The organism is Burkholderia sp. RS01, from assembly GCF_039748055.1.
Lineage (GTDB): Bacteria > Actinomycetota > Actinomycetes > Actinomycetales > Micrococcaceae > Arthrobacter.
In genome coordinates, this window is record NZ_JBDLAK010000015.1 from 118,696 (window position 1) to 130,095 (window position 11,400).

An 11,400-nucleotide genomic window follows, 5' to 3' on the forward strand; every position below is an offset into this window, starting at 1 on the left:
CCTCCTTTTTGTCTTTTTCTGGTTGTGCTGGCCGGCGGTGCCGGAGCCTTGAGGCCCGGCAGCCCGTCGTCGTACGGGGCCTGCCGGTGCCCTGAGGTTAGTTGACCTGGTTGATGATAGTCTCGGCCACTTCGCGCATGCTGAGGCGGCGGTCCATGGAAGTCTTCTGGATCCAGCGGAAGGCCTCGGGCTCGGTGAGACCCATCTTGGTGGTCAGCAGGCTCTTGGCGCGTTCCACGAGCTTGCGGGTGGCGAACTGCTCCTGCAGGTCCGTGACCTCGTTTTCAAGGGCCTTGATCTCCTCGTGGCGGGACAGGGCGATCTCCAGGGCCGGGATCAGGTCCGCGGGCGTGAAGGGCTTGACGACGTAGGCCATGGCGCCGGCGTCGCGTGCGCGCTCCACGAGTTCCTTCTGGCTGAAGGCGGTCAGCAGCACCACGGGGGCTATGCGGGCCTTGACGATCTTCTCGGCGGCGGTGATGCCGTCCATGACGGGCATCTTGACGTCCATGAGGACGAGATCCGGCTTGAGCTCCTCGGCCAGCTGCACGGCCTTCTCGCCGTTGTCAGCCTCGCCGACGACGTCGTAGCCCTCGCCCCGCAGGATTTCGATGATGTCGAGGCGGATGAGGGTTTCGTCTTCGGCCACAATGACGCGGCGCGCCGGCTGGGACGTGGTGTTTGACTCCGTCGGTTCTGACACGGGATCTCCTTGAAAAGGTACGGCGGGAACATCACTATCTTAGGTGCGCCCGCGGCGGTACTTGGATCTGCATGGCTTGTTGCGGCGTCACTGGCGCGATTCTGGAATTTAGCCTATCTGCATGTAGAGTAAATCCGCGCACTGGAAGTGGCTGCGTTGCTCACAATCACGTTGTGAGCCTACGATTGTTACTCCGTGTACTCCGCGCCCGAGTGGCGGAATTGGCAGACGCGCCGCACTCAAAATGCGGTATCGAAAGGTGTGTGGGTTCGAGTCCCACCTCGGGCACGCATAACCCCTCGTCAGAGGGGTTTTTGCTTTAATGTGTGGACATTGGCCCTCCGCGGGTCCCTCTGACGCCGTCCGCGGTCTGTGCCTGGCGCCCGCGGCGGCCTATTCGGTTGTGGGGGTGGCGGGCCAGGGTCCTGGCTTGCGGGCCTTCCGCCTGCTGGAATCTAGGGTATGTGCCGTCCTATCTGGCTGTTCCGGTGGCCAGGTGTTGGCCCTCACTCATTCATGGCCAAGAGTTGTGGTGACGACATGACGAAGCCGAATTCTCTTCGACGATCTTCCTCGGATAGCTGCTTTCTTCGAACCAGGCAGAGTCCGCTCATTGTGAGTTTGTCCGGCCAAAGGGTGTGTGGACAATGTCCACACCTTGTCCACGGCCGGCTTTTGGACCCGCGTTTTGATCCCTTCCTCATGGTTCTGCCTTCACCACTTCATGCAGGTCTCTGTTGCCGGCGACATGACTTTGCGGCCCGGATCGTAGCTTTCCTAGACATTCCTGCCAAACGGGAACGTTTCCGGAGGTGTCTGTGGCTGGCGTCCGACAGAGAGTGCAGGTGTGTGGGACCTGGACAACAACCGCGTCGGTGCAACCCTCAGAGTCGACCTCCCCAACCGCGAGGGCGGACTCAGATACGCGCGCACAGTGGCCGACTACCTCGCCCACGACGCCAGCGCCGCCAGCGTCCTCTTCGCCGTCTACACCTCCGAGCCCCAGAAACCCGGGCAGCCCAAACCGCACGCAGCAACCATCGCAGCCCTGACCTGCGCGCTGGCCGAACGCGACATGACCATCCGCGACCGGCTCCTGTGTTGGGCACGCGCGACTGTCCGGACGCATGGATTGGCATCGCACTCGTGCAGGAGCTCCAAAGTCACCTTTTCAGGCCATGCTGTTGGCGCCGTAATTTTGCAAGGCGCGGACGCCCTTTCGACTGACGGGCTCTTCGGTTGCCGTGCCTTCTGCTCACGTTTCACCTCGTTCTATATGGCCTGTTTGTTGTTTCCCCGTTCCTCCATGCGGTCCGGCGGTGCAGCGGACATGACGGCCGGCTCCGCCGAGGCACCTTCCGACGCCGAAATTGACCCGCGCTTGCAGGGCAGATCTTGACGATGGCCTTTGGTCCTGGGCTTCCCGCTCTGTCCAGCCGGTAGCATGCGGGCCCAATGCATGACGGGAGGAACCTTGAAGCTCTTCTCGGGGATCAGACGGCCTTGCCGGCGGCGGCGGCGGGGTTGTCGTAGCAGATGGAGGCGCGGGCGTGCCCGGCGCCATCGCACATCAGAGAGCGTATCAACAATCCAACCGTTTTCTGGAGGAAAGAAATATCCTCTGGACAGCAGTGAGAAATGGTGCTTAACTGGGCACGTACGTGAGGCACGTCACCAGCTTGTAACGGTGTGAGGGGGGCGGACATTGACGTCCGTTTCCAGATGGGCTGTACGCCTGGGTGATTGAGTGCTTGGCCACTTTGTTTGCGGGCGCCTTCATCAGTCACTGAAACTCCCCGGCGGCTGCTGTTGAGCGTGTTGGCTTCGCAGAGGCCAGTAGGAAGTGGTTTTTCAAGACTATTTCAAGATTGGGAAATAATGGAACTACATCTAATCGGCATAGGGCTACTCGCCCTCGTCTTTATCTTAGGAACTACCCGGGGCATCAACTTGGGAGCTATCGCATTGGTTTGTGGTGGCATTCTGGTGATGCTTTTCGCTGAAGATGGCGCCGACGCCCTCTACGACGCTTTTCCGGGTGACTTGTTTGTTCTGCTAGTAGGCGTCACTTTCCTGTTCGGTATCGCCACAGTGAACGGAACAATCGAGTGGATTGTTGAGGCGCTGAGTCGTGTACTGCGGGGGCGCGCGTCTCTGATGCCGTGGCTCTTGTTCGCCATCGCCGGCATCGTCACCAGCGTCGGCGCTCTCGCCCCGGCTGTGGTCGCCCTAGTGGCGCCCATCGGCATGAGGCTGGCGAAGCGCCACGGCATCAATCCGGTGCTCGCGGCACTGATGATTCTTCACGGAGCATCATGTGGAAACTTCTCGCCGGTCAACCTGCTCGGTGCAACCGTCAACGGCACCCTGACAAGAGGCGGTCTAGAACCACAGCCGATCCTTCTGTTCCTGGCAAACGCCTCGTACAACGTCATCCTCGGTGTGGTGATTTACCTGGTCTTTGGCGGACTCCGACTCGTCAAGGAGGAACGCGCGTCACGAATCTTGTCTGTAAACTCTCGTGAGTTGGTGACCGTCCGAGGCGGGTCGGCAGGCACTTTGGGCGCTGGCGATGACGGGCCCGTTCACGTGAGCAACTCCGGAACTTCCGCCACTGACAACGGCGCAGATGAGCCGATCAGATTCACCCCCATTCGTGGCATCACGTTGTTGATCATCCTGGTTGTCGGGACGGTCGCCATGCTCGGTTTGGCGGACATTGGCCTATTGGCTTTGACTGCAGCGGTTGGTTTGATGGTGGCCGCACCCAAGTCCTTCGCCGAGGCTCCCAAGAAGATCGCGTGGGGGGTTGTCCTTCTGATCACGGGCGTGGTTGCGTTCGTTGGCGTTCTCAAAGGAATGGGCACCATCGACTTCATGGGCAACTTGGCCAACAATCTTGGATCACCACTGTTGACCGCGTTCATCCTCTGCTTGATTGGCGCAGTGGTTTCAGCATTCGCGTCCAGCGCGGGCATCATTGCCGCGCTGATCCCTCTTGCGATGCCCTTCCTTGTGAGCGGCGACATTTCGGTCATTGGCCTGACCATAGCTTTGACGATCAGCGCAACAGTGGTTGATTCGACACCATTTTCCACCATCGGCGCCCTCGCGCTTTCGAATGCAGATCCGGAAGACCACCAGCGGGTTTACCGCGGTCTTCTCCGGTGGGGGGCAGCCATGGTTGTCACGGCCCCGATTGTAACCATGCTATTCATACTTCCCGGAATGGGATGAGGAGACAAAACGTGAATGAAGTTGAGACTGTTTCTGCGACAAATGATGTCGCCAAAAGAAACGCTGAGTGGGGCAGCGATGCTGTTGTTGACTTCCTGGAAGCGACTGGTATTCCCTGGATTGCACTGAATCCTGGTGCGAGCTTCCGAGGGCTTCATGACAGTTTGGTGAATTACGCGGGAGATGATGCTCCGGGGATCTTGGTTTGCCTCCATGAGGAGCATGCCGTTGCCATTGCCCACGGGTGGTCGAAGATCACGGGAACGCCTATGGCCGTGGCACTGCACAGCAATGTCGGCCTCATGCATGCGAGCATGGCCATCTACAACGCGTGGTGCGATCGTGCCCCCATGTTGATCATTGGAGCCACGGGGCCGCTCGATGCGGCCGCAAGACGACCGTGGATCGATTGGATCCACACTTCTGCGGACCAGCCGGCCATCGTGCGTAATTTCGTTAAGTGGGATGACACGCCCACCTCGGTGCCGGCTACCCTTGAGTCACTGGCGCGAGCCTGGGACTTCACTCGCACGTCGCCGAAGGCGCCAACATACGTGGTGATGGACGCGGCCGTTCAAGAGGAACGTCTCACGGATGCGGTCCGGATGCCTAGCGTGTCACGTGGACCAAGTGTGGACCAACCTTCGGCCAGTCGGCAGTCCCTGGACCGAGCAGCCGCTTTGCTGTCGACCGCCAAACACCCTGTCATTCTGGCTGGACCCGGCAAGCGGGATGAGGCGTCGTGGCAGCGGCGGATTCAGCTGGCCGAGGCTCTGGGTGCGCGGGTCATCACGGACCTGAAGGCAGGGACAATGTTCCCGATGACCCACCCCGCCCATGTGGACGGTCCGGGATTCTTCCTGAGCAGTCAGGGGAAAGACGTCCTGCAGAATGCCGACCTTGTCCTCGATCTGAACTGGATCGACCTGGCCGGGACTCTGAAGCAGGCGGAAGTCCAAGACGTTCCTGTGGTTTCTGCCACCCTCGACCCACTGTTGGCCAACGGATGGAGTAAGGACCACCAGGCACGCCCGGAGACCACTGTTTGGTTGCCTGCTGATCCCGACGATGCCGTCGAATCACTGCTGGATCGGCTTCCCGCAGGGAAGGCCCTGGACAGGCGATCTCAAACGCTGAACCTGCCGGCGACTGATGCGGAAGCGATCACACTGTCCATCCTCGCGTCGGCTCTGCAGCTGAACCTCGCCGGTTCCAACCCCACATTCGCCAGGCTGCCTCTGGGTTGGGATGGTGACAGCTGGGCCTTTGATCACCCACTTTCCTACCTCGGCTATGACGGTGGGGGCGGGATCGGTTCCGGTCCGGGCATGTCGGTCGGTGCCGCGCTTGCCCTCAAGGAAACCGACCGCCTAGCCGTGTCTGTGCTCGGCGACGGCGATTACATGATGGGGGTGCAGGCACTGTGGACTGCTGCCAACCAAAAGATTCCGATGCTCATTGTCGTCGCGAACAACAGGGCCTACTTCAACGACGTGATACATCAGGAACGAGTAGCCAACATTCGAAGCCGAGACGTGTCCCGAAAGTGGGTTGGCCAGCAAATTGACGACCCGGCACCGGATCTTGCGGGTATGGCTCGGGCCCAGGGGCTGGTGGGCTACGGGCCCATTTCCGACGTCAAGGAACTGAACGATGTCCTGGCGCAGGCCGTGGCGGAGGTTCAATCCGGAGCGAGCGTCGTCGTGGACGTTGTGATTGATCCCGGTTACGCCCCTGCGATGGTGGCCGGACTGGTACGAGAAAGTAAAGGAAAGAATGAAAATGACCACAACTGAAATCCAGAAACGTGATTCCCGTGATGCCGGCCTGAAGACCGACTTGGTGGCGGCAAACCGGATACTTGTCCGTCAGGGTGTCCTGGATGCATTCGGTCATGTGAGTGCCCGGTCGGCCCCAGGCGCTTCGACGTTCCTGTTGTCCCGAAATCTGGCTCCGGGGTCCGTCACTCACCACGACTTGATGGTGCATGACTTGGAGGGAGCTGTGCTGGACGATGATCGCCCGGCCTACCTTGAACGGTTCATTCACGCGGAGATCTATCGAAGACGTCCTGACGTGATGTCCGTGGTGCACAGCCATTCCCCAGCTGTGGTGCCGTTCAGCGTGGTCGAAGCACCCTTCCGTCCGGTGATCCACATGGCAGGATTCCTGAACCCGGAACGAACTCCGGTTTTCGAGATCAGTGATTTCGCCGGCAATAGTAGCGACCTGCTGATTACCAATTGCCAGCTCGGCTCTCAACTGGCTGGCGTCCTTGGAGAAGGAAGCGTGGCTCTCATGCGTGGCCACGGGTCGATCGCCGTTGGGTCGTCATTGCCCGAAGCCGTGTACCGGGCGGTCTATACCGAGGTAAACGCGCGGACACAGTTCGAAGCGTCGGCTCTGGGGACTCCGCGATTCCTCAGTGACGGCGAGGCCAAGAGCGCGGATCAGTCTGTTGGCGGGCAGGCTCTCAGGGCCTGGGGCGTTTGGCGGGCGCAGGCAACCGAGGAGGTAGGGAATGAGGACTGAACTGGAAACGGCGCGCGACCGGCGCTCCCAGGAAATTGCTGAGACGCTCGGGCGCCCGTTTCGGATGCTTATTGACGGTGACCTGCGTGAGGCCTCGTCGGGCGCGGTGTTCGAAACCTTCGACCCCTATACCCGGCAAGCACTTGCGAAGGTTCCAGATGCAGCCCCGGAGGATGTCGATGCAGCGGTAGCTGCGGCGGCAAAGGCACGATTGGCATGGAAGACGACACACCTCGCGGATCGTGTTGAGCGTGTCAGAGCTTTGGCTGACCTTGTGGAGGCGCACGCGGAAGAGCTTGCGCTTCTTGATGTCCTTGATGTGGGGTCGACCATCGGGAACGCGCGCAACGACGTCAAAATAGCTGTCAACCAGATGAGGATGTATGCAGGACTTGCCCTGGAACTCAAGGGGCAAACCATCCCGGGTGGGGATGCCTTGCATTTGACGGTTCGGGAGCCGGTGGGCGTGGTCGCGAAGGTTTTCCCGTTCAACCATCCGCTGATGTTCGCGTGCCGAGTTGCGGCTCCGCTCGTCGCGGGAAATCCCTGCGTGATCAAGCCGCCGGAACTCGGCCCTATGTCGACCCTTCGACTGGGGGAACTGGCCCGGGAAGTCTTTCCGCGGGGAGTCCTGAATATCGTCGTTGGAAACGGTTCGGCTGTTCCTGACAGGCTCGTCCGTCATGAAGACGTCCGGCGAATTGGCTTCATTGGTTCGGAATCCACTGGTCGGGCTATTCAACGTGCTGCGGCCGAAACCGGAGTCAAGCAGGTCAGTCTTGAGCTGGGAGGGAAGAACGCCATGCTCGTCTTCCCGGATGCAGACCTGAAGGAAGCCGCTCGTGGAGCGGTGGCCGGGATGAACTTCACGTGGGCCGGGCAATCGTGTGGCTCGACGTCGAGACTTCTGGTGCACGAGTCCATCCATGATGACCTTCTGGACGAGATCGCCAAAGTCGTGGCCGATATTCGGCTGGGTGACCCGCTGGAGGAGGACACCACCCAGGGGACCATGGTCAGCGAATCCGCACAGCGAAAGACAGCGGACTTCGTTCAAATGGCGCTTGAAGAAGGTGCCAGCCTGGTGACGGGGGGGTCCATTCCCGAGGGGACTCAGTCCTTCCATTTCGAACCAACCGTACTCAGCGGCGTGACCCCCAATGCAAGGATCGGTCAACAGGAAGTCTTCGGTCCTGTGCTCTCTGTGCTGAAGTTCCAGACTGAGTCTGAAGCGGTCGAGATCGCCAACGGCGTTCGGTATGGACTCACGGGCGCGATCTGGACCAACGATCTAGATCGGGCTTTTCGTGTTGCCGGGACCCTGGAGACTGGATTCATTTGGATCAACGGCTCGTCGGCCCACTTCCCAAACGTGCCCTACGGGGGTGTCAAGGCCTCGGGGGTGGGCGGAAAAGAAGAGTCCATGGAGGAGCTTTTCTCCTACACGGAGGAAAAGGTTATCAACGCGATGATTCGAAGGAAGGAGCAGTCAAATGTTTGAGTGCTGGATGATTGAAATCCCTTAACCGTCCGAACGGTGCGCGGGTTCTTGATCAGCTGGCTGAATCGCAGATACCTCAGCGGCCTCCTGCGGCAGACCTGACCATCTTACGTATTTGGTCCCCCACAGGAGGCCGTCGTGGTTACGCTTCGTCCCTGCGCTCCATTGGATCGGCAGCTGGTTCGTCAGATCTTTGACGAACTTTCGCCACTCGGCTGCCACCATGGCATTAAGCCCGGAGGGGCATATCACTGAACGACAGCCAACTGACGATCCCTTCGACTTACAAGTGTGAGGAGGCCGATTTGTCCACCGCCGGTACGATAGGGTCCATGCCAAAAAAGGGAGCGGACACGGACGACGAGTATGGTCCTCCGCCGCAGTACCCGATTGAATCAGTGGACAATGCGCTGCGTCTCTTGCGACTGCTTGAGAATCGGCCAAGTATTCGATTGACGGATGCGAGCAACTACCTTGGCGTTGCCTCATCAACCGCGCACAGGCTGCTGGGCATGTTGCAGTACCGTGGATTTATTCGGCAGAACCCTGCGACAAAAGCCTACGAACCTGGGCAAGCACTTGGTGCGATTGCCCTCGCCATCCGCAAGCAGGTGGACATCCGCTCACTTGTACGCCCGACGCTCGAGCGGCTCAATCTGGAAACCGGCGAGACGGTCCACTTCGTGAAGCTTGATGGTGCGAACGTCAACTTCCTCGATGCCGTAGAGAGCTCTCGGGCCGTCCGGGTGGCTTCCCGTCAAGGGATGCTCTTGCCGGCCAACTGCACTGCAACTGGAAAGGCGATGCTCAGTACGTTGTCGACGGAGGCGTTCCGCAGACTCTTTCCAAACGAAGAACTTCCCGGACTGACCCGATCTTCCATCACCTCACGCACGGTTTTGGAAGTGTCGCTGGCCAAAATCAGGGAGGCTGGTTATTCCTCCAGCCATGAGGAGAGCGAGGACGGTGTCACTTCGGTGGGTGTTGCGGTAAACAGTCCAGACGGGAACGTTTACGGGCTGAACGTGTCAGTACCTGCACATCGAATGAACGAGCAGCTATCGACGGAATTGGCGAAGTTGCTCGTGGACGCTGCTGGTCAGGTGAAACGGATCCTCGTCTGATTTCCTGGCCCGGGTACCCCTAACGGACCAGTTCCAAGAAATCGCCGCCTGTGTGCGTCGGTTCGGCGGGCCACTACAAAGAGTAAGGTCCTAGGGCCCTACTCTGTCCGACCTGGGGCGCTAGATATCGAGATGGCCTCCGGCGATGTTGAACAACGACCCGGTGGCGAACGAGGCGGCGTCAGAACCGAGTCAGGCGACGGCCCCTGCAACGTTTCGTGGCGCACCGAGGCGGCCGAATGGGTGTTTGGCCAACAGTGCTTCCTCGAAGCCGGGGTGGGTTTCTTCGAAGGAATCGATAATCGGCCCTGGGCCGCCGCGGTCCCATGCGACTATCTGAGATCATTAGCGATTTGGGTCTTCCGCGGCGGAACGTCGGACGGCTTCTGTCCTCCTTGGAGGCCGCTGGCCTTCTGCGCCGGGATCCGGTCTCCTTGGAGTACGATCTCGGGTTCACATTGGCCTGGCTCGGCAACGTCGCCGGTGAACGCCTGGACATAGCCCGGCTGGCAAAACCTGTTATTCAGGGGCTGATGGCGGACACGCACACGACCGCGCTTTTGCACCTTCGGCAATCAGATGCGCTCGTAGCGGCACTTGTCTGCACGCCCCAGGACAGGCTCTCTGTCAGTTTTCCAACCGCCCAGCGGATTCCACTTTCACGCGGGGTGGGACGACTCGTTCTTGCGCACTTGCCGGCCGAGGCCCGGCGGCGGTACCTGTACCGCGCAGGGGAGGCTGTCGACACTGGCGCCTTTGAGCACATCAAGGAACAGGGGTACCTTGTCTCGCACGGCGAAGTGATTGAGGGAATCCACGCCATCGGCGCCCCCGTTTTCGACCCGTCCGGTGATGTCGTCGCCGTAGTGGCAATCGCAAGCACCTCCGACGTGGAGGAGCACGCCGCCGGGGTTGTGGGCGCCGCAAACCAGATCAGCCACATGCTCACGACCGGGCGGCTGTGAATCCACAACGTCTCCGGCCGTTTCGAGTGCGGTCAGGAGTGTCGGCGGTTTCGCCTGGACGTTGCAACACCGACTGCGAATTGGTCAGTTCGGTCTGTCGCTTGAATTGTCACCGTCATCGGTGCTGATCCGCTGAACAAGGATGGTCATGGCCAGACTGGTAAATAGACCTGGAATGTAGATAGCCCAGGTGTTGCTTCCTGCAGCCAAGTCGCGCGTGAGTGAGAGCGCAAAGTAGAGCGTGAGCGTGACGGATACGATGGTCAGCCTTGTCTTGTGCTGCCGCGAGACGGGACCTCGGCGCTTCATGATGCCCCCCGGGGCCCAATCTGGGCGCGTGCCTGCCACGAAAGAGGCCGGCGTCCGTTTTTCAGTCATCGATGCCTCCTCGTAATTATGACCGCTCTCGATTGGCTGCGTGTCCTGGTAGCCGTTCCTGTTTGTTCAGTTACGTATCGGATCCTTTGCGGTGGGTCACCGGACGGCTCATCCTAGCTGCAGAAAACTGTTGGATGACGCAGGAGGCCGGAGTCAGCCTTCATCGGCGCCAGTCTTGGCGAGGCTCGTCTCCACGGTTCCAGCGTGGCCAGCAGCTGCGTTTGCTGGTCGGGTTCGAGGTCGTGGATGACGTCGTTCCAGGCTTTGTCACAACTCGTTCCGTTGGGCCCGCTTGCACATGATGGAAAGTTCCGGGAGTGACATGACCACCAACCTGCGGAGTGTCTGGCCAGGGTCGTCCGTCCTGAATCCGAACACGGGCTTCGAACCAAATGGACCCGACGCCTTGACTCTGCTCTCTTAGCTTCTGCTACTCCAGACGCGTCTTAGCCGAGCAGTGCGCGCCCGGCCTGTCGCCGCCCGGATCGCAGTGCCACCGTTCGCAGCCGGGGGCGTGAGTCTCCAAGCTCACCAGATGCAAAATGAGCTCGGCCGGGTTTCCGGTCGGGCTTTTTTGTTGGGGTTTTAGGTTGTTGTTGCGGGGTGGGTGGGGCCTGGGGGTATTTCTTTGGGGCGGTTGGCGGCGAATTCGTGCCGTAGTGTGGGGAGGATTTCGCCGAGGTGGTCGAGTTGTTCCAGTGCGGTTTTGAGGGGGATGCCGCCCATGTCCAGGGAGAAGAGTTGGCGTTGGTAGTCTCCGAAGGTTTCGCGGAAGGTCAGGGTTTTGTCGATGACTTCTTGGGGGCTGCCTACGGTGAGGGGTGTGTGGTTGGTGATTTCTTCGAGTGAGGGGCCGCCGCCGTAGACGGGGGAGTTGTCGAAGTAGGGGCGGAAGTCGTGTAGTGCCTGTTGGGAGTTTTTGTGCATGAAGACCTGGCCGCCGAGTCCGACGATGGCCTG

The 11,400-nt window shown here is 60.2% G+C and carries 9 protein-coding genes, 1 tRNA gene and 1 pseudogene; 8 read left to right on the forward strand and 3 right to left on the reverse strand.

Features of this window, described 5'->3' with window-relative positions; genetic code table 11:
• Positions 1-97: 97 nt before the first annotated feature.
• Complete coding sequence (locus ABFP37_RS14935) at positions 98-703, reverse strand: response regulator (protein ID WP_078029748.1); 606 nt, start codon at positions 701-703, stop codon at positions 98-100.
• 206 nt (positions 704-909) lie between these two features.
• Here ABFP37_RS14935 and ABFP37_RS14940 point away from each other — a divergent pair.
• From ABFP37_RS14940 to ABFP37_RS14975, 8 genes are all read left to right on the forward strand, one after another.
• Positions 910-991, forward strand: a tRNA-Leu gene (locus ABFP37_RS14940).
• 499 nt (positions 992-1,490) lie between these two features.
• Positions 1,491-2,102 carry a DUF4192 family protein gene (locus ABFP37_RS14945; protein WP_347034038.1) on the forward strand — a complete coding sequence of 204 codons (612 nt, stop codon included), beginning with the start codon at positions 1,491-1,493 and terminating at the stop codon, positions 2,100-2,102.
• Between the two features lie 479 nt (positions 2,103-2,581).
• A complete protein-coding gene (locus ABFP37_RS14950) occupies positions 2,582-3,940 on the forward strand; it encodes an SLC13 family permease (protein WP_347034031.1) in 1,359 nt (452 codons plus the stop codon).
• Between the two features lie 11 nt (positions 3,941-3,951).
• On the forward strand, positions 3,952-5,736 hold the full coding sequence (locus ABFP37_RS14955; RefSeq protein WP_347034032.1) for a thiamine pyrophosphate-dependent enzyme: 1,785 nt from the start codon (positions 3,952-3,954) through the stop codon (positions 5,734-5,736).
• On the forward strand, positions 5,723-6,472 hold the full coding sequence (locus ABFP37_RS14960; RefSeq protein WP_347034033.1) for a class II aldolase/adducin family protein: 750 nt from the start codon (positions 5,723-5,725) through the stop codon (positions 6,470-6,472). The genes ABFP37_RS14955 and ABFP37_RS14960 overlap by 14 nt, the downstream gene beginning before the upstream one ends.
• The gene (locus ABFP37_RS14965) at positions 6,462-7,973 is read left to right on the forward strand and encodes an aldehyde dehydrogenase family protein (protein ID WP_347034034.1); all 1,512 of its coding nucleotides are present in this window, start codon (positions 6,462-6,464) and stop codon (positions 7,971-7,973) included. The genes ABFP37_RS14960 and ABFP37_RS14965 overlap by 11 nt, the downstream gene beginning before the upstream one ends.
• Positions 7,974-8,305: 332 nt before the next feature.
• Positions 8,306-9,097, forward strand: coding sequence for an IclR family transcriptional regulator (locus ABFP37_RS14970; protein ID WP_347034035.1), 792 nt, complete (start codon positions 8,306-8,308; stop codon positions 9,095-9,097).
• 668 nt (positions 9,098-9,765) lie between these two features.
• Positions 9,766-10,062, forward strand: coding sequence for an IclR family transcriptional regulator C-terminal domain-containing protein (locus tag ABFP37_RS14975; RefSeq protein WP_347034036.1), 297 nt, complete (start codon positions 9,766-9,768; stop codon positions 10,060-10,062).
• 84 nt (positions 10,063-10,146) lie between these two features.
• On the opposite strand, the gene ABFP37_RS14980 is transcribed toward ABFP37_RS14975, so the two are convergent.
• Both ABFP37_RS14980 and ABFP37_RS14985 read right to left on the reverse strand, forming a co-directional pair.
• The gene (locus ABFP37_RS14980) at positions 10,147-10,440 is read right to left on the reverse strand and encodes a hypothetical protein (RefSeq protein ID WP_347034037.1); all 294 of its coding nucleotides are present in this window, start codon (positions 10,438-10,440) and stop codon (positions 10,147-10,149) included.
• 585 nt (positions 10,441-11,025) lie between these two features.
• A pseudogene (locus ABFP37_RS14985) lies at positions 11,026-11,400 on the reverse strand (5,10-methylene tetrahydromethanopterin reductase); the annotation flags it as partial.